The 19,596-nt window shown below is 73.8% G+C and carries 20 protein-coding genes; 18 read left to right on the forward strand and 2 right to left on the reverse strand.

Annotation, left to right across the window (positions count from 1 at the left end; translation table 11 throughout):
* Positions 1 to 14 precede the first annotated feature (14 nt).
* From thrS to O2W18_RS19620, 18 genes are all read left to right on the forward strand, one after another.
* Positions 15 to 2,060, forward strand: a complete 2,046-nt coding sequence (gene thrS / locus O2W18_RS19535) for a threonine--tRNA ligase (protein ID WP_269189094.1) — start codon at positions 15 to 17, stop codon at positions 2,058 to 2,060.
* Positions 2,057 to 2,677: an HIT family protein gene (locus tag O2W18_RS19540; RefSeq protein ID WP_269189095.1), complete on the forward strand. Its 621-nt coding sequence runs from the start codon at positions 2,057 to 2,059 to the stop codon at positions 2,675 to 2,677. Before thrS ends, O2W18_RS19540 begins: the two co-directional genes overlap by 4 nt.
* Positions 2,678 to 3,331 carry a phosphatidylinositol phosphate synthase gene (pgsA, locus tag O2W18_RS19545; protein WP_269189096.1) on the forward strand — a complete coding sequence of 218 codons (654 nt, stop codon included), beginning with the start codon at positions 2,678 to 2,680 and terminating at the stop codon, positions 3,329 to 3,331.
* Positions 3,328 to 4,290 (forward strand): phosphatidylinositol mannoside acyltransferase, encoded by a 963-nt coding sequence (locus tag O2W18_RS19550; RefSeq protein WP_269189097.1) that lies wholly within the window; start codon positions 3,328 to 3,330, stop codon positions 4,288 to 4,290. The genes pgsA and O2W18_RS19550 overlap by 4 nt, the downstream gene beginning before the upstream one ends.
* Positions 4,290 to 5,516 (forward strand): glycosyltransferase family 4 protein, encoded by a 1,227-nt coding sequence (locus O2W18_RS19555; RefSeq protein ID WP_269189098.1) that lies wholly within the window; start codon positions 4,290 to 4,292, stop codon positions 5,514 to 5,516. The genes O2W18_RS19550 and O2W18_RS19555 overlap by 1 nt, the downstream gene beginning before the upstream one ends.
* Before the next feature lie 11 nt (positions 5,517 to 5,527).
* Positions 5,528 to 6,064 carry a hypothetical protein gene (locus O2W18_RS19560; protein ID WP_269189099.1) on the forward strand — a complete coding sequence of 179 codons (537 nt, stop codon included), beginning with the start codon at positions 5,528 to 5,530 and terminating at the stop codon, positions 6,062 to 6,064.
* 64 nt (positions 6,065 to 6,128) lie between these two features.
* The gene (gene pdxS, locus O2W18_RS19565; protein ID WP_442929153.1) at positions 6,129 to 7,034 is read left to right on the forward strand and encodes a pyridoxal 5'-phosphate synthase lyase subunit PdxS; all 906 of its coding nucleotides are present in this window, start codon (positions 6,129 to 6,131) and stop codon (positions 7,032 to 7,034) included.
* Positions 7,031 to 7,750 carry a pyridoxal 5'-phosphate synthase glutaminase subunit PdxT gene (gene pdxT / locus O2W18_RS19570; RefSeq protein WP_269189100.1) on the forward strand — a complete coding sequence of 240 codons (720 nt, stop codon included), beginning with the start codon at positions 7,031 to 7,033 and terminating at the stop codon, positions 7,748 to 7,750. Before pdxS ends, pdxT begins: the two co-directional genes overlap by 4 nt.
* Entirely contained in the window at positions 7,747 to 8,499 is a 753-nt protein-coding gene (locus tag O2W18_RS19575; RefSeq protein WP_269189101.1) for a YebC/PmpR family DNA-binding transcriptional regulator, read from the forward strand. Before pdxT ends, O2W18_RS19575 begins: the two co-directional genes overlap by 4 nt.
* A gap of 74 nt (positions 8,500 to 8,573) precedes the next feature.
* A complete protein-coding gene (gene ruvC, locus O2W18_RS19580; protein ID WP_269171760.1) occupies positions 8,574 to 9,155 on the forward strand; it encodes a crossover junction endodeoxyribonuclease RuvC in 582 nt (193 codons plus the stop codon).
* Positions 9,152 to 9,787, forward strand: a complete 636-nt coding sequence (ruvA, locus tag O2W18_RS19585) for a Holliday junction branch migration protein RuvA (protein ID WP_269182842.1) — start codon at positions 9,152 to 9,154, stop codon at positions 9,785 to 9,787. The genes ruvC and ruvA overlap by 4 nt, the downstream gene beginning before the upstream one ends.
* Positions 9,784 to 10,911, forward strand: coding sequence for a Holliday junction branch migration DNA helicase RuvB (gene ruvB, locus O2W18_RS19590; RefSeq protein WP_269171762.1), 1,128 nt, complete (start codon positions 9,784 to 9,786; stop codon positions 10,909 to 10,911). Before ruvA ends, ruvB begins: the two co-directional genes overlap by 4 nt.
* Positions 10,912 to 11,069: 158 nt before the next feature.
* Positions 11,070 to 11,405, forward strand: coding sequence for a preprotein translocase subunit YajC (yajC, locus tag O2W18_RS19595; RefSeq protein ID WP_269171763.1), 336 nt, complete (start codon positions 11,070 to 11,072; stop codon positions 11,403 to 11,405).
* Between the two features lie 13 nt (positions 11,406 to 11,418).
* Positions 11,419 to 13,065, forward strand: coding sequence for a protein translocase subunit SecD (gene secD / locus O2W18_RS19600; protein ID WP_269189102.1), 1,647 nt, complete (start codon positions 11,419 to 11,421; stop codon positions 13,063 to 13,065).
* On the forward strand, positions 13,062 to 14,558 hold the full coding sequence (gene secF, locus O2W18_RS19605; protein WP_269189103.1) for a protein translocase subunit SecF: 1,497 nt from the start codon (positions 13,062 to 13,064) through the stop codon (positions 14,556 to 14,558). Before secD ends, secF begins: the two co-directional genes overlap by 4 nt.
* Positions 14,555 to 15,142 carry an adenine phosphoribosyltransferase gene (locus O2W18_RS19610; RefSeq protein ID WP_331254089.1) on the forward strand — a complete coding sequence of 196 codons (588 nt, stop codon included), beginning with the start codon at positions 14,555 to 14,557 and terminating at the stop codon, positions 15,140 to 15,142. Before secF ends, O2W18_RS19610 begins: the two co-directional genes overlap by 4 nt.
* 100 nt (positions 15,143 to 15,242) lie before the next feature.
* Entirely contained in the window at positions 15,243 to 17,648 is a 2,406-nt protein-coding gene (locus O2W18_RS19615; protein ID WP_269189104.1) for a RelA/SpoT family protein, read from the forward strand.
* Positions 17,648 to 17,929 carry a hypothetical protein gene (locus tag O2W18_RS19620; RefSeq protein WP_269189105.1) on the forward strand — a complete coding sequence of 94 codons (282 nt, stop codon included), beginning with the start codon at positions 17,648 to 17,650 and terminating at the stop codon, positions 17,927 to 17,929. Before O2W18_RS19615 ends, O2W18_RS19620 begins: the two co-directional genes overlap by 1 nt.
* Before the next feature lie 49 nt (positions 17,930 to 17,978).
* On the opposite strand, the gene O2W18_RS19625 is transcribed toward O2W18_RS19620, so the two are convergent.
* Together O2W18_RS19625 and O2W18_RS19630 are read right to left on the reverse strand one after the other, a co-directional pair.
* Positions 17,979 to 18,623: a class I SAM-dependent methyltransferase gene (locus tag O2W18_RS19625; RefSeq protein WP_269189106.1), complete on the reverse strand. Its 645-nt coding sequence runs from the start codon at positions 18,621 to 18,623 to the stop codon at positions 17,979 to 17,981.
* Between the two features lie 41 nt (positions 18,624 to 18,664).
* Positions 18,665 to 19,468 carry a peptidylprolyl isomerase gene (locus tag O2W18_RS19630; RefSeq protein WP_269189107.1) on the reverse strand — a complete coding sequence of 268 codons (804 nt, stop codon included), beginning with the start codon at positions 19,466 to 19,468 and terminating at the stop codon, positions 18,665 to 18,667.
* Between the last annotated feature and the right edge of the window lie 128 nt (positions 19,469 to 19,596).

Raw genomic sequence — 19,596 nt, forward strand, 5'->3', positions numbered from 1 at the left:
CTCCGGGAGCTCTCGTGTCCACCCCGCCTCCGCCCACCGTCGTCACCGCGATCCGGGTGCCGGCCGGGACGACGGCCCTCCAGGCGCTCAAGGACGCCGGGGTGCCGCTGAAGGGCCCGGACGGTGCGGTCGTCGTCCGCGACGTGGTCTCGGGCGACCTCAAGGACCTCGGCTGGACCCCGGACGCCGACGCCGAGGTCGAGCCGGTGCCCGCCGCCAGCCCCGACGGTCGCGCGGTCATTCGGCACTCCACCGCCCACGTGCTGGCCCAGGCGGTGCAGGACCTCTTCCCGGGCACCCGGCTGGGCATCGGCCCGCCGGTGGAGAACGGCTTTTACTACGACTTCGACCCCGAGCGGCCGTTCACCCCCGAGGACCTGCAGGCGCTGGAGAAGCGCATGCAGGCGATCGTGAAGCAGGGGCAGAACTTCAGCCGCCGGGAGATCGGCGACGACGAGGCGCGCGCCGAGCTGGCGCACGAGCCGTACAAGCTGGAGCTGATCGGGCTCAAGGGCGGTGCGGGCCAGGACGGGGCCGGCGAGGAGGCCGCCGAGGGCGCCGACGTCGAGGTGGGCGGCGCGCAGCTGACCATGTACGACAACCTCGACCCGCGCACCGGCGACCGGCTGTGGACCGATCTGTGCCGTGGCCCGCACCTGCCCCGCACCAGCACCATCCCGGCGTTCTCCCTCACCCGCAGCGCCGCCGCCTACTGGCGCGGGAGCGAGAAGAACCCGCAGCTGCAGCGGGTCTACGGCACCGCCTGGGAGAGCAAGGACGCGCACAAGGCGTACCTGGAGCAGATCGCCGAGGCCGAGCGCCGCGACCACCGGCGGCTCGGGGTCGAGCTCGACCTCTTCAGCTTCCCCGACGAGATCGGCTCGGGTCTCGCCGTCTTCCACCCCAAGGGCGGGGTGGTGAAGCGGGAGATGGAGGACTACGTCCGCCGCCGGCACCTGGAGGAGGGGTTCGACTACGTCGGCACCCCGCACATCAGCAAGCGCGGGCTCTTCGAGACCTCCGGGCACCTGCCGTACTACGAGGAGACGATGTTCCCGGCCATGGAGCTGGAGAACAGCGAGTACTTCCTCAAGGCGATGAACTGCCCGATGCACAACCTCATCTTCCGGTCGCGCGGGCGGTCCTACCGCGAGCTGCCGCTGCGGTTCTTCGAGTTCGGTTCGGTGTACCGGTACGAGAAGTCCGGCGTCGTGCACGGCCTGACCCGGGTCCGCGGGCTGACCCAGGACGACTCGCACAGCTACGTCACCCCGGAGCAGGCGCCCGGGGAGGTCCGGCACCTGCTGGCCTTCGTCCTCGGGCTGCTGCGCGACTTCGGCCTGGACGACTACCACCTGGAGCTGTCCACCCGGGGCGAGGGCCCGAAGTTCATCGGCTCCGACGAGGAGTGGGCCAACGCCACCGCGGTGCTGGAGGAGGCGGCGCGGGAGACCGGCCTGGAGCTCGTGCCCGACCCGGGCGGAGCGGCCTACTACGGCCCGAAGATCTCCGTCCAGGCGCGCGACGCCATCGGGCGGACCTGGCAGATGTCGACCATCCAGTACGACTTCAACCAGCCGGCCCGCTTCGGCCTGGAGTTCAGCGCAGCCGACGGAACCCGGCAGCAGCCGGTGATGATCCACTCGGCGAAGTTCGGCTCGATCGAGCGGTTCTTCGGCGTGCTGACCGAGCACTACGCCGGCGCGTTCCCGGCCTGGCTCGCCCCGGTCCAGGTGGTCGGCATCCCGATCACCGACGAGCAGGTGCCCTACCTCACCGACGTCGCCCTGCAGCTGCGCCGGCGCGGCATCCGGGTGGAGGTCGACGACTCCGACGACCGGATGCAGAAGAAGATCCGCACCGCCAGCAAGCAGAAGGTGCCCTTCGTGCTGATCGCCGGGGCCACCGACGCCGAGGCGGGGGCGGTCTCCTTCCGCTACCGCGACGGCTCCCAGCGCAACGGCGTCCCGGTGGCCGAGGCGGTGGCCCAGGTGGCCGCCTGGGTCGAGGGCCGGCACAACAGCGACCCGACCGCGGAGACCCCGATGGTGGCCGGATGACCGGGGGCACGGGCATCGGCACGGGCGAGGAACCGGCTGCCTACCGGGTGCCGCTGCGCAACGACGACGACGGGCCGACCTCGGGCTTCGAGCACCTGTGGACGCCCTACCGGATGGCCTACATCCGCGGGGAGAACAAGCCGACCGGCGACCACGACTGCCCGTTCTGCCTGATCCCGGCGATGTCGGACGAGGACGGGCTGATCGTGGCCCGGGGGGAGACGGTGTTCGCCGTCCTCAACCTCTACCCGTACAACGCCGGCCACCTGATGGTCGTGCCGTACCGGCACGTGCCCGACTACACCGACCTGACGCCTCCCGAGGTCGCCGAGCTCGGCGCCTTCACCCAGACCGCGATGCGCGTGGTGCGGTCGGTCAGCGGCGCGCACGGGTTCAACATCGGGATGAACCAGGGCGCGGTCGCCGGCGCCGGCATCGCCGACCACCTGCACCAGCACGCGGTGCCGCGCTGGGGCGGGGACACCAACTTCATGCCGGTGGTCGGGTTGACCCGGGTGCTGCCGCAGGTGCTCGCCGAGACCCGGGCCCTGCTGGCCGGAGCCTGGCCTGCTGCCGGCCAGGGGGCCGGGCCCGCCCCGCACCCGACGGTGGCCTGAGTGCTCGGCGTCAACCTCCGGCCGGCCGTCGGCCGTTTTTGGGCACCCGTGGTGCGCGGCCTGGTCCGGGCCGGGGTCACCGCCGACGCGGTGACCCTCACCGGCACCCTCGGCGCGGTCGCCTCCGCGGTCTTCCTGATCGGGAACGGCCTGCTGTTCTGGGGCGCCCTGGCCGTGACCGTCTTCGTGCTGCTGGACATGCTCGACGGCGCCCTGGCCCGCGCCCGCGGGGGCGGTTCGGTCTTCGGTGCGGTGCTGGACTCCGCCGGTGACCGGGCCGCCGACGCCGCCATCTTCGGCGGGCTGGTCTGGTGGTTCTCCGGCGCCGGGGACAACCGGCTGCTGGTGCTGCTCGCGTTGCTGTGCCTGGTGCTCGGGGTGCTCACCTCCTACATCAAGGCCCGCGCCGAGGGGGTCGGGCTGTCGGCCGACGTGGGGATCGTCGAGCGCACCGAACGGCTGATCCTGGTGCTGGTCGGCACCGGCTTCACCGGCCTCGGCATCCCGTACGCGCTCCACGCCGCGCTGTGGGTGCTGCTCATCGGCAGCGCGGTGACGGTCGCGCAGCGGTTCGCCGCGGTCCGCCGGGAGGCCCACGGACGTCGACTGCCGGCGTCGTCCCCCGACCAGCCGTCCGAGCGCCCCGCCCCGTGAGCCGCCGCGCCGACCTGCTCGCCCGGCTCACCGACGCCGGGTACGCAGCCGGCTGGCGGGCCGTCCGGCTGCTGCCCGAGCCCGTGGCCCGGGCCGGCGCCGCCGCGGGCGGCGCGCTCGCCGTCCGCCGCGGCGGACGGGGTGCCCGGCAGCTGCGGGCCAACCTGGACGTCGTCACCGGCGGCGGCCTGGACGACACCGCGCTGGACGCCCTCACCCGGCGGGCGATGCAGTCCTACGCCCGCTACTGGCAGGAGGCGTTCCGGCTGCCCACGCTGTCCAGCGAGCGCATCCTCGCCGGCTCGGAGCTGCGCGGCCGGGAGCACCTGGAGGCTGCGCGAGCCCAGGGCCGCGGCATCGTCCTGGCCCTGCCGCACAGCGGGAACTGGGACGCCGCCGGGGTGTGGCTGATCGCCTGGCTCGGCGGGCCCTTCCTGACCGTCGCCGAGCGGCTGCGGCCGGAGTCGCTGTACCGCCGGTTCGTCGCCTTCCGGGAGCGGCTGGGCATGCGGGTCGTACCGCTCACCGGCGGTGAACGGCCCAGCTCGGCGGTGCTGCGCGAGTGGCTGGCCGACGGCGGGACCGCCTGCCTGCTGATGGACCGGGACCTGTCCGGCAGTGGTGTGCCGGTCACCTTCTTCGGCCGCCGGACGACGATGCCCGGCGGCCCGGCCCTCGTCGCAGCTCAGACCGGGGCGACCCTGCTGCCCGCCGTCTGCCAGTTCGACGGGGCGGGGTGGCAGTTCGTCGTCCACCCCCCGGTGCCGCTCGACGGGCTGGGCCGGCTGCGGGACCGGGTGACCAGCGCGACCCAGCAGGTCGCCGACGCCTTTGCCACGACGATCGCCGAACGCCCCGAGGACTGGCACGTGCTCGGCCGCGTCTGGCCCGAGGTGGGCCCCGCGGGTCGTGCCCCGGCGTCCCTCGTCGTGACCACGCCCCCGGCGGAGGTGGGGTGATGCGGATCGGGCTGGTCTGCCCTTACCAGTGGGACGTCCCCGGTGGCGTGCAGTACCACGTGCGCGACCTCGCCGAGACCCTGCGCGGGCTGGGGCATCACGTGGAGGTGCTGACCCCGGCGCTGCACGAGGAGTCGCTGCCGGCCGAACACGTGACCTGGGCCGGTCGTGCGGTGCCGGTTCCCTACAACGGCTCGATGGCCAGCGTCTCCTTCGGCCTGGTCTCCGCCGCCCGGGCGCGCCGCTGGCTGCGGGACGGGCACTTCGACGTCGTCCACGTGCACGAGCCGGCGTCGGTGTCCTTGTCGTTGCTGGTCTGCATCATCGCCGAGGGCCCGATCGTGGCGACCTTCCACGCGGCGACCACCCGGTCCAAGGTCCTCGCGGCGCTCGGGCCGTGGGCGCGCCCCTGGCTGGAGAAGGTGGCCGGCCGGATCGCCGTCTCCGACTTCGCCCGCCGCGTCCAGGTCGAGCACCTGGGTGGCGACGCGGTGGTCATCCCCAACGGGGTGCACGTCGCGGCGTTCGCCGAGGGGCCGACGCTGGCCGGGTACCGGCGTGGCACCGACGCTCCGACGATCGGCTTCCTCGGCCGCTACGACGAGCCGCGCAAGGGCCTGCCGGTGCTCCTGGAGGCGATGCGGACCGTGGTCGCCGAACACCCGCGGGCCCGGCTGCTCATCGCCGGCCGCGGCGACCCCGACGAGCTGGACGAGCTGGTGGCCGACGACCTGCGCCCGCACGTCACGGTCCTCGGGGAGCTGGACGAACCGGCGAAGGCGGCCTTCCTCCGATCGGTCGACGTCTACTGCGCCCCGAACCTGCTGGGGGAGTCCTTCGGGGTGATCCTGCTGGAGGCGATGGGCGCCGGCGCGCCGGTGGTCGCCAGCGACCTGGACGCCTTCAGCCGGGTCCTGGCGGACGGCGCCGCCGGGGTGCTGGTCCGGCGTGGGGACGCCGCCGCGCTGGCCACGGCGCTCGGCGGCCTGCTCGCCGACCCCGACCGGCGGGCGGAGCTGCAGGCGGCCGGCCGGCGGGCCGTCGCCGACTACGACTGGGCCGTGGTCGCTCAGCGGATCCTCGCCGTCTACGAGACGGTCGCCCCGCCGGGCGGCACCGGGGTGACCGCCTCCACCGCCGCCGACGCCGCGCTGCTCGGTGATCTCCCCGACGCGACCGGTGCACCCGGGGCGTCAGGGCCCTTCCGCCGGCGGGTCCGCCGCTAACCTGGGAGCCGATGACCACTGCGACCTGGCTGCTGCTCGCCGCCGGGCTCCTGGTGGCCCTGGTGCTCCTCTGGACGGCCTGGACGCTCACCCGGCTGCGCCGGCTGGCCGGGCGGGTGCGCCGCGCGCGGGAGGTCCTCGACGCCGCGCTGCGGCGCCGGGCCGAGCTGGCGGCCGCGCTGGCCCGGGAGCACGCCGGTGACCTCGGTCCCGAGCGCGCCGGCGCCCTGGCCTCGGCCGCAGCCGGAGCCCGGGCGCCGTCGGCCGGGGACCGGGAGGCCGCCGAGAACGCGCTCGGCCGGCTGCTCCGCCGGGTCCCCACCGAGGTGCTCCCCCCGGAGCTCGAGGACGCCGGCATGCGGGTGGGCCTGGCCCGGCGGTTCTACAACGACGCCGTCCGGGACACCCGGACGCTGCGCCGGGGCCGGCTGGCCCGGGTGCTGCGGCTGCACGCCGACCGCCCGCTGCCCCGGTACTTCGACATCGACGACGGCCTCGACGCGGTGCTGACCGGCCCGGGCTCCGGCACCGCGCGGCCGGTCGGCTGATCCGCCGTACGCTGGGCCGTCCCCTCCCGCCGGTCCCCGGCCCGACGACCTGCGAGGCAGCAGCGTGACCCTGAACCAGAGCGAGCCCACCGGCACCGGCACCGAGCGCGTCAAGCGCGGGATGGCCGAGCAGCTGAAGGGCGGCGTCATCATGGACGTCGTCACCCCCGAGCAGGCCAAGATCGCCGAGGACGCCGGCGCCGTCGCGGTGATGGCCCTGGAGCGGGTGCCCGCCGACATCCGCGTCGAGGGCGGCATCGCCCGGATGAGCGACCCCGACATGATCGAGGGCATCATCGGCGCGGTCTCGATCCCGGTGATGGCCAAGGCCCGGATCGGTCACTTCGTCGAGGCCCAGGTGCTGCAGGCGCTCGGCGTCGACTACGTCGACGAGTCCGAGGTGCTCACCCCGGCCGACGAGGCGCACCACATCGTCAAGAGCACGTTCACCGTGCCCTTCGTCTGCGGCGCCACCGACCTCGGGGAGGCGCTGCGCCGGATCTCCGAGGGTGCGGCGATGATCCGCTCCAAGGGCGAGGCCGGCACCGGCAACGTGGTCGAGGCCACCCGGCACATGCGGGCGATCCGGGCCGGCATCAAGCGGCTGGGCACCCTGGACGAGACCGAGCTGTTCGTCGCCGCCAAGGAGCTGCGGGCCCCGTACGACCTCGTGGTCGAGGTCGCCCGCACCGGCGCGCTCCCCGTCGTCCTGTTCACCGCCGGCGGCATCGCCACCCCGGCGGACGCCGCGATGATGATGCAGCTGGGCGCCCAGGGCGTCTTCGTCGGCTCGGGCATCTTCAAGTCCGGCGACCCGGCGCAGCGCGCCGCCGCGATCGTGCAGGCCACCACCTTCTTCGACGACCCCGGCGTGATCGCCAAGGTCTCCCGCGGGCTCGGTGAGGCCATGGTCGGCATCAACGTCAGCACGCTGCCGGAGAGCGAGCAGTACGCCAAGCGCGGCTGGTGACCCCGCCGACGATCGGGGTGCTCGCGCTGCAGGGCGACGTCCGCGAGCACCTCGCCGCGTTGCGGGCGGCCGGCGCGCAGGCGCGGCCGGTGCGCCGGCCCGGTGAGCTCGCCGAGGTCGACGGCCTCGTGCTGCCCGGCGGGGAGTCCACCACGATGGCCAAGCTCGCCGACCGGTTCGGCATGCTGCAGCCGCTGCGGGACGCCATCCGCGCCGGGCTCCCCGCCTACGGGTCGTGCGCCGGGATGATCCTGCTGGCCGACACGGTGCTCGACGCCCCGGCCGACCAGGAGACGATCGGTGGCCTGGACGTGACGGTGCGCCGCAACGCGTTCGGCCGGCAGGTCGACTCCTTCGAGACCGAGGTGCAGCTGGCCGGGGTCCCCGGGCCGCCGCTGCACGCGGTGTTCATCCGGGCGCCGTGGGTCGAGGAGGTCGGCCCGGACGTCGAGGTGCTCGGCCGGGTGGAGGGCGGACCGGCCGACGGTAAGATCGTCGCCGTCCGTCAGGGCCGGCTGGTGGCCACCAGCTTCCACCCCGAGCTCACCGGGGACACCCGGGTGCACGCTCTCTTCGTGGAGCTGGTGCGGGAGGTCGTGGAGCTGGTGCCGGAGGTCGTGGACCTGGTGCCGGAGGCAGCGGCGATGAGGGCACGAGACCATGCGAGCAGTGCCGGCGCCGGAGCGGACGCGGGCAGTGAGGGGAGAACGTCGTGAGCGGGCATTCCAAGTGGGCGACGACCAAGCACAAGAAGGCCGGCATCGATGCCAAGCGAGGCAAGCTCTTCGCCAAGCTGATCAAGAACATCGAGGTCGCCGCGCGCACCGGCGGTGCTGACCTGTCCGGCAACCCGACGCTCTACGACGCCGTCCAGAAGGCGAAGAAGAGCTCGGTGCCCAACGACAACATCGACCGCGCGGTCAAGCGCGGCGGTGGCCTCGAGGCCGGTGGGGTCGACTACCAGGGCATCACCTACGAGGGCTATGCCGCCGGCGGCGTCGCCGTGCTGATCGAGTGCCTCACCGACAACAAGAACCGGTCGGCGATGGAGGTGCGCACCGCGATGACCCGCAACGGGGGGAACATGGCCGACCCCGGCTCGGTGTCCTACCTGTTCTCCCGCAAGGGCGTCGTCGTGGTCCCCGCGACCGGCACCACCGAGGACGACGTGCTGGTGGCCGTGCTGGATGCCGGCGCGGAGGAGGTCCGCGACCTGGGCGACACCTTCGAGGTGGTCTGCGAGCCCACCGACCTGGTCGCCGTGCGCACCGCCCTGCAGGACGCCGGCATCGACTACGACTCCGCCGACATGGGCTTCCTGCCCAGCGTGCAGGTCGAGCTGGACGCCGACGGCGCGGGCAAGGTGTTCCGGCTCATCGACGCCCTCGAGGACCTCGACGACGTGCAGAACGTGTACGCGAACTACGACGTCTCCGACGAGGTCATGGAGTCGATCGACGCGTAGCAGGTCGCGTGTCGGAGGTGGGCCTGTCCGGGCTCGGCGGTTAGCGTGGTTCGAACACGTGTTCGCGTCGGCTGGTGGAGGTCCTCATGCGGGTGCTCGGCATCGACCCGGGGCTCACCCGGTGTGGGTGGGGCGTGGTCGAGGGGCGCCCCGGTGCTCGACCGACGGCCCTGGGGGTCGGCGTCGTCCGCACCTCGCCCGACCTCGACCTGGAACTGCGTCTGCTGGAGGTGCACACCGCCGTGACCGCACTGCTGCGCGAACACCGCCCCACCGCGGTCGCCATCGAGCGGGTGTTCACCCAGAACAACAAGGGGACGGCGACCGGCACCGCGCAGGCCGCCGGCGTCGCCGCCCTGGCCGCCGCCCAGGCCGACGTGCCGGTCGCCTGGCACACGCCCAGCGAGGTCAAGGCCGCGATCTCCGGCAACGGCCGCGCAGACAAGGACCAGGTCACGATGATGGTCACCCGGGTCCTCGGGCTCGCCACCGCGCCCAAGCCCGCCGACGCCGCCGACGCCCTGGCGCTGGCCGTCTGCCACGTGTGGCGGGGGCCGGCGCAGCAGCGGCTGCGGGTCGCGGCCCTGGCCGGCGGCATCGGCGCCCCCGTCCGGCCGGCGACGCTGCCCCGCTGGACGGGGGTGGCGCCGCGATGATCGCCTCGGTGAACGGCCGGGTGGCCGCGGTGTCGCCCGACGGTGCGGTCCTCGAGGTCGGTGGCGTGGGGCTGTCCGTGCAGTGCACCCCCGGCACGATCGCCCGGCTGGCGGTGGGGGAGCAGGCCCGGCTGTCGACCAGCCTGGTCGTCCGCGAGGACTCCCTCACCCTCTACGGCTTCGCCGACGACGACGAGCGCCAGCTGTTCGAGCTGCTGCAGACCGCCAACGGCGTGGGCCCCCGGCTCGCGCAGGCGGTGCTGGCGATCCACCCGCCCCGCGAGGTGCGCCGGGCGGTGTCGATGGGCGACCTCAAAGCGCTGATGCAGGTGCCCGGGATCGGCAAGAAGGGCGCCGAGCGGCTGGTGCTGGAGCTCCGCGACCGGCTGGGCACGACGGCGTCGGACACCTCGCTGGACGGCCCACCGGCGGCCGGCCTCGGCGCGGTCACCCCGGTGGCCCCCTGGCGGGACCAGCTCACCGCGGCCCTGGTCGGGCTGGGCTGGTCGAGCCGGGAGGCGGACACCGCGGTCTCCGCCCTCGAGCCCGTGGCCGAGGAGCAGCAGCTGGCCGGCGGCGTCCAGGTCGCGGTCCTCCTGCGGCAGGCCCTGCAGATCCTGGGGCGGTCGTGAGCACCCCGTTCGACCGCGGGCTCTCCGCCGCCGACGCCGGGCCGGGCCGGTTCCCCGACGACGCGGTGGACCCCCGGGCCGGCGACGAGGAACGGGTCGTCGAGTCGGCGCTGCGCCCGAACTCGCTGGCCGACTTCATCGGCCAGCCCAAGGTCGCCCGCCAGCTGGACCTCGTGCTGGAGGGGGCCAAGCGCCGCGGCCGGCCGCCGGACCACGTGCTGCTCTCCGGCCCGCCCGGGCTGGGCAAGACCAGCCTCGCGCTGATCATCGGAACCGAGCTCGGCACCGCGGTGAAGATCACCAGCGGGCCGGCGATCGAACGCTCCGGCGACCTCGCCGCGATGCTGTCCAACCTCGGCCCCGGCGACGTGCTGTTCATCGACGAGATCCACCGCATAGCCCGGCCGGCTGAGGAACTGCTCTACATGGCCATGGAGGACTTCCGGGTCGACGTCGTCGTCGGCAAGGGACCGGGCGCCACGGCCATCCCGCTGGAGATCCACCCGTTCACCCTGGTCGGTGCCACCACCCGTGCCGGGCTGCTGACCGGGCCGTTGCGCGACCGGTTCGGCTTCGTCGGGCAGATGGAGTTCTACGAGGTCGCCGACCTGGAGCGGGTGCTGGCGCGCAGCGCCGACCTGCTCGGGGTCCAGCTCACCGACGACGGGTCCGCGGAGATCGCCGGGCGCTCCCGCGGCACCCCGCGGATCGCCAACCGCCTGCTGCGCCGGGTCCGCGACTACGCCGAGGTGCGGGCCGACGGCCGGATCACCCGGGACGTCGCCCAGGCAGCGCTGGCCCTGTACGACGTGGACGACCTCGGGCTGGACCGGCTGGACCGGTCGGTCCTCGAAGCCCTGGTCGTCCGCTTCGGCGGTGGCCCGGTGGGGGTGGCGACCCTCGCGGTGGCCGTGGGGGAGGAGCCACACACGGTCGAGGAGGTCTGCGAGCCGTTCCTCGTGCGGGCCGGGCTGCTGGCCCGCACCTCGCGCGGGCGAGTGGCGACCGAGGCGGCCTTCCGTCATCTCGGGCAGGCCGTGCCTCGGGGTGGACTGCCGCTCAGCAGCCTCTCAGCCGACCCGCCGTCGGACGCGCCGTCGTCACAGACCCTCTTCGACGCATAGACTCCTCTGCGCTGGCGCGCAACCCGGCTGCAGCCGGGGCGCCCCGCCCCGGAGCCACCCTGCGCAGGCGGGCGTGCGCCGGCGCCGATGTACCCGAGCGGCCCGATCCCGGGCCGCACCCACCGCGCGACTCGCTGCGGTAGAGAGGCTCACCCGTCGTGGAACAGTTCTTCCCGTTGATCCTGCTCGTCCTGGCCTTCGGCCTGCTGATCGTGCTGCCCGCCCGGCAGCGCAAGAAGCTGCAGGCGAAGGCCGAAGCGCTGCAGTCCTCGCTGACCGTGGGCACCCCGGTCATGCTGACCAGCGGGATCCACGGCACGGTCGCCTCGCTGGGCGAGGGCACCGTCGGCCTGGAGGTCGCCCCAGGCGTCGTCATCACCGTGGCCCGCCCGGCGGTCATGGAGATCCGCCAGTCGGCGTCCGGCGCCGTCCCGCCCGAGGGGGCCACCGGCACCATCGACGGCGACGGCGACTCCACCGACCGCACCCGCTGAGCCGGGTCGACGCATGGCCGCCCGTCAGCTCCCCGCCCGCCGGTACTTCGCAGCGTTCCTCCTGATCGTCGCCGGGCTGTACTCCCTGGTCTTCCTCACCGGCGACCAGCGCACGCCGCAGCTCGGTCTGGACCTGCAGGGCGGGACGACGGTGACCCTCGAGGCCCGCACGCCCGACGGTCAGGCACCCGACCCCGAGGACCTCGATCTCGCCCGCGAGATCATCGAGCAGCGGGTGAACGGCCTGGGCGTCGCCGAGGCCGAGGTCGTCACCGAGGGCGACAGCAACATCGTCATCTCGGTGCCGGGCGAGGACGGCGACCAGGCCCGCGAACTGGGGGCCACCGCGCAGCTGCGGTTCCGTCCGGTCCTCGTCGGTCCGGAGCCGGCCGCCACGGACCCGGCAGCGACCGACCCCGCGGTCACGGACCCGGCGGCCACGGACCCGGCAGCGACCGACCCCGCGGCGACCGACCCCGCGGTCACGGACCCGGCAGCGACCGACCCCGCGGCCACGGACCCGGCGGCCACCGAACCTGCTGCTGCCGACCCGGATGCACCGGTCGTCACCCAGGAGGAGGCGCTCGCCGAGTACGCGACGCTGACCTGCGACACGACCACCACCGAGGTCGACCAGCCCGGGTCCTACATCGCCGCGTGTTCCGACGACGGCACCGCGAAGTTCCTGCTCGGGCCGGCGGTCATCGAGGGCACCGACGTCGCCGACGCCACGGCCGGCACCGAGGTCGGCACCGGCGAGTGGGTCGTCAACCTCGACTTCACGTCCTCGGGCTCGGCCGCCTGGGCGGAGTACACGACGGCCAACGTCGGCAACAACGTGGCGATCACCCTCGACGGGCGGGTCGTCTCGGCGCCGACGATCAACTCGGCCATCGTGGGTGGCACCACCCAGATCACCGGCAGCTTCGACCAGGCCGCCGCCACCGAGCTGGCCAACCAGCTCAAGTACGGCGCCCTGCCCCTGACGTTCAGCCAGGCGACGGCCCAGACCATCACCACCGAGGTGGGCGAGGAGCAGCTGCGCGCCGGGCTCATCGCCGGCGGGATCGGCGTCGCCCTCGTGTTCGTCTACGCGCTGCTGTACTACCGGCTGCTCGGCCTGGTGATGATCGCCAGCCTGATCCTCTCGGCCGTGGTCGTCTACGCCTGCCTGGTCCTGCTCAGCCGGGAGATCGGCTTCGCGCTGAGCCTCGCCGGGATCGCCGGGTTCATCGTGTCCATCGGCATCACCGCCGACTCGTTCGTCGTCTACTTCGAGCGGCTCAAGGACGAGGTGCGCGAGGGGCGGAGCCTGCGCAGCGCCACGCCGCGAGCCTGGGTGCGGGCCCGCCGGACGATCCTCTCCGCCGATGCGGTGAGCTTCCTCGCCGCGGCCATCCTGTACTGGCTGGCCATCGGTGACGTGAAGGGCTTCGCGTTCACCCTGGGCCTGTCCACGGTGCTCGACCTGATCGTCGTCTTCCTCTTCACCCACCCGTTGATGGTGGTGCTCAGCCGGTTCAAGGGGTTCGGGACCAACCGCTTCTCCGGGCTGGGCCGGGTGGACCACAGCCGGCGGCCGGTCCAACCGTCACGGAGCGACCGCGAGCTGGTCGGCGCCGCCACCGGCAGCAGCAGCACGAACGGGAGCAACCGATGACCCCCCGCGACCGCACCGGCGCCGACGGCGCCGTCCCCGAGGGCCACGGCTGGGGAGAGCTGGCCCCGGAGGAGCAGGACCCGGTGATCCGTCCGGATGCCCCCACCGCCGGACCCGCCCCCGACCCGGTGGACGAGGCCGGGCGCGAGGAGGAGCCGGACGACGAGGAGGTCGACGACTCCGACGTCCGCGACGAGGCGGCCGGTGACAGCAGCGGCGACCAGGCGCTCGCCGACGCCGGGCTCCCCGCCGAGGGGACGGCCCCGGGTGCCGCCCGGGCACGCCCCCGGGCGTCCCTGGCGCACCGGCTGTACAACGGCGAGGTCGGCCTGGACGTGGTCGGCCGTCGGCGCTTCTGGTTCCGGGTCACCGCCGTCGTGATGCTGCTGTGCGTGGCGGCGATGGTGTTCCGCGGGTTCAACTTCGGCATCGAGTTCGCCGGCGGGAACAGCGTGCGGGTGCCGGCCACCAGCGCCGAGCTCGGCGAGATCCGCGAGGCCGCCGAGGAGGCTGGTGCCCAGGTCTCCAGCGCCCAGGTGGTCGGTGGCGACTCCGTCCTGCTGCGCACCAGTGCGCTGGACAACGAGGCCGAGACGGCCGTGGTCGCCGCGGTCGCCGACGCTGCCGGCGTCGACCCCTCCCAGGTCAGCCCGCAGTCGGTGAGCGCGGACTGGGGCGGCAACGTCACCAACCAGGCGCTGATCGCGTTGGCCGTCTTCCTGGTCGCGGTGGTGGCCTTCCTGGCCATCCGGTTCCGGCCGACGATGGCGATCGCCGCGATCGCCGCCCTGCTGCACGACATCGTCGTCACCGCGGGGATCTACGCGCTGGTCGGCTTCGAGGTCTCGCCCTCGACGGTCATCGGGCTGCTGACGATCCTGGGCTTCTCGCTGTACGACACCGTCGTGGTGTTCGACAAGGTCGACGAGAACACCAAGGACCTCGACAAGAGCGCCCGGTCCACCTACGGCGAGGCCGCGAACCTGGCGGTGAACCAGACCCTGATGCGCTCGATCAACACCTCGGTCATCGCGCTGCTGCCGGTCGCCGGGCTGCTGTTCGTCGGCGCCGGGCTGCTCGGGGCCGGCACGCTGAAGGACCTCGCACTGGTCCTCTTCGTCGGTCTGGCCGCCGGCACCTACAGCTCCATCTTCCTGGCCACCCCGGTGCTCGCCGAGCTGGAGGAGCGCCGGCCCGAGCAGCAGGCGCTGCGCCGGCGGGTGCTGGCCCGCCGGTCGGCCGAGGCCCGCCAGGGCGGCGCGCGGGTCGACGCCCCGGTCGCGACGGCCCGGCGGGGGAGCGGGTCGACCCGCCGCACCGCGGTCGCGGTCGCCGAGCGCGAGGAGAACCTGCCGAGCCAGCCGATGGCCGATGTGCAGATCGAGTCACCGGCCTCGGTGGGCCCCGGCGCCCGGGGTGGGACCACCACCCCACGGCCCGGTCAGCGGCCGAGCCGGCCGGGGCAGCGTCCGGCAGGCCGGAAGCGACGGTGAGCACCCTGCAGGACGGTGAGCTGCCGATCGAGGAGCTGATCGCCAGCTTCTCGGTGGACGTGCCCGACTTCCCCGAGCCCGGGGTGTTGTTCCGCGACCTGACGCCGGTCTTCGCCGATGCCGGCGCGTTCCGGCGGGTCGTCGACGCGCTCACCGAGCCCGCCGACGTCGACCCGCGGGCGGCTGCGCTGGGCCGGGCCGACGGCGGGCCGGGCTTCGACGTCGTCGCCGGCGTGGAGGCCCGCGGCTTCCTGCTCGCGGCCGCCGTCGCCCTGGACGCCGGGACCGGCGTCCTCCCGGTGCGCAAGGCGGGCAAGCTGCCCCGCGAGGTCGTCACGGCCGAGTACGTCCTGGAGTACGGGACGGCGACCCTCGAGCTGCACGCCGATGCGATCACCCCCGGCCAGCGGGTGCTGCTGGTCGACGACGTCCTGGCCACCGGCGGCACGCTGGAAGCGGCCATCGCGCTGGTCGAACAGCTCGGCGGGGTGGTGACCGCGGTCGCCGTCGTCGTGGAGCTCATGGCCCTCGGCGGGCGGGAGCGCCTGGCCCCGCACCCGGTGCACGCGCTCTGGCGGGTCTGAGCCCGACCTCACCCCATCCCGGGTGAGCGCCGGGGGCGCGACCCGGTGCGGCGCGGCTAGCATGGACAGGGTCCACCTCCTCAACAGTGCAGGAGCACCCGTGGCCTCTGACGTCGTCGTACCGCAGACGTCCGGCGCGCCCGCCGTCGAGGAGGCGCCGCCCCGGGTGCCCCTGCCCGAGCGACCCGCCGTCCGTCGCCCCGACGACGTGGCCCCCGAGCCGGGCGGGGAGGCCGAGACCGCACCCCGGCGACGGGTCCGCGACCGGCTCGCCCGGCGGATCGTGGCCGGGCAGCGTTCCACCGGCATCCGCCCGGTGCTGGAGCCGCTGTCGGTACTGCACCGGCAGAGCCACCCGAAGGCCGACCTCGCCCTGCTGCAGCGCGCCTACGACGTCGCCGAGGAGGCGCACGCCGAGCAGAAGCGCAAGAGCGGCGACCCCTACATCACCCATCCGCTCGCCGTCGCCACCGTGCTCGCCGGCCTGGGCATGGACACCACGACGCTGGTCGCCGCCCTGCTGCACGACACGGTCGAGGACACCGGCACCACGCTGGAGTCCATCACCGCCGACTTCGGCCCCGAGGTGGCGCACCTCGTCGACGGCGTCACGAAGATCGACAAGGTCAAGTTCGGCGACGGCGCGCAGGCCGAGACGATCCGCAAGATGATCGTCGCGATGTCCCGCGACCCGCGGGTGCTGGTCATCAAGCTCGCCGACCGGCTGCACAACATGCGCACGCTGCGCTTCCTCCCGCCGGAGAAGCAGGAGAAGAAGGCGCGCGAGACGCTGGAGATCCTCGCCCCGCTGGCCCACCGGCTGGGCATGAACACGATCAAGTGGGAGCTCGAGGACCTGGCCTTCGCCACCCTCTACCCCAAGCGGTACGACGAGATCGTGCGGCTGGTGGCCGAGCGGGCGCCGTCCCGGGACACCTACCTGGCCGAGGTCACCTCGGCGGTGACCGAGCAGCTCAAGGCGGCCAAGATCGAGGCCGCCGTCACCGGCCGGCCCAAGCACTACTACTCGATCTACCAGAAGATGATCGTCCGTGGCCGGGACTTCACCGACATCTGGGACCTGGTCGGCATCCGGATCCTGGTCGAGTCCGTCCGCGACGTCTACGCCGCACTCGGCATCATGCACGCGCACTGGCAGCCGGTGCCCGGCCGGTTCAAGGACTTCGTGGCGATGCCGAAGTTCAACATGTACCAGTCGCTGCACACCACGGTGATCGGCCCGCAGGGGAAGCCGGTGGAGCTGCAGATCCGCACCCACGACATGCACCGCACCGCCGAGTACGGGATCGCAGCGCACTGGAAGTACAAGGAGAAGGCGCGGGCGGCCGGCGGCAAGGCCGACCTCACCCCGGCCCCCGGCGCCCCGGGCGACGACATGCTGTGGCTGCGCCAGCTGCTGGACTGGCAGCGCGAGGCGCAGGAGCCCGGCGAGTTCCTGGAGACGCTGCGCTACGACCTCGGTCCGCAGGAGGTCTTCGTCTTCACGCCCAAGGGCGACGTGATCAGCCTGCCGGGGGAGTCGACCCCGGTCGACTTCGCCTACGCGGTGCACACCGAGGTCGGGCACCGGTGCATCGGCGCGCGGGTCAACGGCAACCTGGTGTCCCTGGACAGCCGGCTGTCCAACGGCGACGTCGTGGAGGTCTTCACCTCCCGGTCGCCCAGCGCCGCCCCCTCGAAGGACTGGCTGACCTTCGTCGGCAGCTCGCGGGCTCGCACCAAGATCCGTCAGTGGTTCACCAAGGAGCGTCGCGAGGACGCCGTCGAGGCGGGCAAGGACGCGCTGACCAAGGCGATGCGCAAGGCCGGCCTGCCGTTGCAGCGCCTGCTGGGCGGGGAGTCGCTGGCCACCCTCGCCGCCGACCTGCACTACCCCGACGTCAGCGCGCTGTACGCGGCGGTGGGGGAGAACCAGGTCTCGGCGCACTCGCTGGTCGAGAAGCTGATCACCGCCCTGGGCGGGTCGGAGGGCGCGGCCGAGGACATCGCCGAGACGGCGATCCCGACGAAGCGCACCGTCGCCCGCACCGCCAGCGGTGACCCGGGCGTGGTCGTGCACGGCATGCACGACGTGTGGGCCAAGCTCGCCAAGTGCTGCACCCCGGTGCCCGGCGACGAGATCCTCGGCTTCGTGACCCGCGGTGGCGGCGTGAGCGTCCACCGCACCGACTGCACCAACGCAGCAGACCTGCAGGCCAAGCCGGAGCGGCTGGTCGAGGTCGACTGGGCGTCCCAGCCCGGTGCGGTGTTCCTGGTCGCGATCCAGGTGGAGGCGCTGGACCGGCACCGGCTGCTCTCCGACGTCACCCGCGCACTGGCCGACGAACGGGTCAACATCCTGTCCGCCTCGGTGCAGACCAGCCGCGACCGGGTGGCGATCAGCCGGTTCACCTTCGAGCTCGCGGACCCGGCGCACCTGGGCGCGGTGCTGCAGACCGTGCGCAACGTCGACGGCGTCTTCGACGTGGAGCGCGTCACCGCCTGATGGACGTCGGATCGGTCGATCCGCGGGACGTGCGCTGGGAGATCGACGAGCCGCGGTACCGGGTGCACTTCTGGACCGAGTCGGCCGACCCCGTGACCGGCACCATCGGCCGGGGCGCTGACGAGCAGGAGCTCTCCGGCCCGGACGTGCACGGGGCCGCTGTCCTCGCCTGGGCCGCGGACGAGGCGGCAGAGCGCGGCGCCGACTGGTTCGAGGTCTTCGTGGTCGTCGACCGCACCCCGGGCGACCGTGGCCTGGTGCGGCTGACGCCGCTGCGCTGACCGCGCGTGGGCAGCGCCCGGCCCCGGAGGGGTGGCTGTGGCGGGCCCCTCAGGGGAGCCGGGTGGCGACGACGGCGTACAGCGGGTCGCCGGTGCCCGGCGGGGTGCGCAGCGTGACCGTCGGCTCGGTGAACCGCCCGCTGCGCCGCACCAGCTCCGCGACGACGGCCCCGTGCTGCCGGTCGTCGGTGGCCAGCCAGCCGCGGACGGCCTTGGTGGGGAAGCAGCGGTCGGAGAAGGTGACCGCCAGCCGGCCGCCGGGGCGCAGCACGCGGCCCACGTCGGCGAGCACCTCGACGGGCCGGGTGAGGTAGTCGATCGACACGCAGCAGACGGCCGCGTCGGCGTCCCCGTCGGGCAACGGGACGTGCGGATCGGCGTTCAGGTCGTGCACCAGCCGCTGGGTGGCCGCCGGGTTGGCGGCCAGCTCCTCGTCGTTCATGCCGAGCACCACCAGTTCGGCGGGGGGCGTGCGGAAGTGCGACACCCACGAGGACATCAGGTCCAGCACCCGCGTCGGTCGGGGCGCGGCGCCGTCGATGCCCAGCTCGGCGTACAGCTCGCCGACGGCGGCGATCGCACCCTCGTCGATGTGCGTGACGAGCCGGGGCCGGTCGTAGAACCCGGCGTCCGGCCCGTCGTCGCTGCGGTCGAAGAAGCCCGGCGGGAAGCCGGCGTACGGGTCGGCGTCCATCACACCCCAGTGTGCGCGGGGCGGCGCCGCCCCGCGCACGGTCAGGGTGCGGCGACGGTCGTCGACTCGATCGTCACCGGCGTGGCCGGCGCGCCGTCGGTGGCGCCACCCTCGATGCCGGCGGCCGCGATGGCGTCCAGCGTCGCGAGCCCTGCGTCGTCGATGGTGCCGACGACGGTGTAGTCCGGCTGCAGCTGGCTGTCGGCGTAGACCAGGAAGAACTGGCTGGCGTCGGTGCCCTGCCCGGCGTTGGCCATCGCCAGCGTGCCGCGGGGGTAGGTCTCCGACCCGGTCACCTGGGTCGGGAAGTCGTAGGTGGGGCCGCCGGTGCCGGTGCCGCTCGGGTCACCGCACTGCAGCACGCTCAGACCGCCGCTGGTCAGCCGGTGGCAGGGCGTGCCCTCGAAGAAGCCCTGCTCCGCCAGGTAGACCATGCTCGCCGAGGCACAGGGGGCGTTCGCCTGGTCCAGGGTCAGCCCGATGTCACCGGCGGAGGTGGCCAGCGTCAGGTCGGTGGTGCCGGTCGTCGGCACCTCGGCCGGCGGGATGCCGACGTCGGTGAGGGTCTCGCTGCCCGAGGTGTCCGGGACGAAGTCGCAGGTCCCGTCGCTGCCGTCGACGACCGGGGCGGCAGTGGTCGCCTCGGGCGTGGCCGTGGCGTCCGCGGGCTCGTCGTCGCCCAGGCCGATGACGACGAAGACCGCCCCGGCGATGGCGAGGACGGCCAGGACGGCCACCCCGATCAGCGTGTTCCGCCGGCGCTTCTGGGCGAGCTCCTCGCGGCGCTCGAGCTGCCGCTGCAGCCGTCGCTGCGCGGCCTGACGACGCTGCTTGTTGGTCGGCACTCTTCTCGGGCTCCTCGGGCTCTGCGCTCTGCCGCCGGTGGTCGCGACCCGGGTCGCGTGCCCACACCGCGGTGTGTGTCGAGTGCGGAGTGTAGGTGGGCTGCCTGTCCGGACCCTGGCAGCGCCAG

It is taken from the genome of Modestobacter sp. VKM Ac-2983 (assembly GCF_026967885.1).
Taxonomy (GTDB): domain Bacteria; phylum Actinomycetota; class Actinomycetes; order Mycobacteriales; family Geodermatophilaceae; genus Modestobacter.

Excerpts from the sequence above, each read along its gene's own strand:
- ruvA (WP_269182842.1), top strand. The coding sequence starts at position 9,152 with ATGATCGCCTCGGTGAACGGCCGGGTGGCCGCGGTGTCGCCCGACGGT.
- O2W18_RS19555 (WP_269189098.1), top strand. The coding sequence starts at position 4,290 with ATGCGGATCGGGCTGGTCTGCCCTTACCAGTGGGACGTCCCCGGTGGC.
- O2W18_RS19540 (WP_269189095.1), top strand. The coding sequence starts at position 2,057 with ATGACCGGGGGCACGGGCATCGGCACGGGCGAGGAACCGGCTGCCTAC.
- O2W18_RS19625 (WP_269189106.1), bottom strand. The coding sequence starts at position 18,623 with ATGGACGCCGACCCGTACGCCGGCTTCCCGCCGGGCTTCTTCGACCGC.
- O2W18_RS19620 (WP_269189105.1), top strand. The coding sequence starts at position 17,648 with ATGGACGTCGGATCGGTCGATCCGCGGGACGTGCGCTGGGAGATCGAC.
- secD (WP_269189102.1), top strand. The coding sequence starts at position 11,419 with ATGGCCGCCCGTCAGCTCCCCGCCCGCCGGTACTTCGCAGCGTTCCTC.
- O2W18_RS19560 (WP_269189099.1), top strand. The coding sequence starts at position 5,528 with ATGACCACTGCGACCTGGCTGCTGCTCGCCGCCGGGCTCCTGGTGGCC.
- secF (WP_269189103.1), top strand. The coding sequence starts at position 13,062 with ATGACCCCCCGCGACCGCACCGGCGCCGACGGCGCCGTCCCCGAGGGC.